This is a genomic window from Vibrio sp. 1641, from assembly GCF_033339995.1.
In the GTDB taxonomy this organism is placed as follows: Bacteria; Pseudomonadota; Gammaproteobacteria; order Enterobacterales; family Vibrionaceae; genus Vibrio; species Vibrio alginolyticus.
The window spans coordinates 1-503 of record NZ_JAWOVP010000546.1 but is presented as its reverse complement, the minus strand read 5'-3'; the positions used below and the strand labels follow the sequence as shown (position 1 = coordinate 503).

The 503-nt window shown below is 46.9% G+C and carries 1 protein-coding gene; it reads left to right on the top strand.

Annotated elements, in window-relative coordinates:
- On the top strand, nt 1–503 hold a 503-nt coding region (locus R7Z47_RS27045), incomplete at both ends, for an autotransporter assembly complex protein TamA (protein WP_411913074.1).

Below are 503 nucleotides of genomic sequence, written 5' to 3'. Positions count from 1 at the left end.
TATGACAGCCTTAAATCAGGGATTCGTAACCTGGCTTTGCAACGTGGTTACTTCAATGGTGACTTTAAGCTCAACAAGCTGGAAGTGATCCCCGAATTGAATGAAGCCAATGTGCGTTTGCACTACGACAGCGGTATTCGCTATCACTTTGGTCCGGTAGAAATTACGGGAAGCCAGATCTGGGAAAACCGTGTTGAGTCGATGCGACCTTTTGAAATTGGTGAACCTTACCTTGTCTCTGATGTGGGTGAATACAACCAAAACCTGTCTAACACCGATTGGTTTTCCTCCGTGTTTGTTGAGCCTGACTTAAGTAAGCTTGAAGATGGGCGCGAGTTGCCGAGTAAAGTCTCGTTAGCGCCTGCTGCGAAAAACCAAATTGAAACCGGTATTGGTTACTCCACCGATACGGGTGTGCGCGGTACTTTAAAATGGAAAAAACCATGGGTAAGTGCGCGCGGCCATAGCTTTAATACGGCGCTTTCTCTCTCCAAACCAGAACA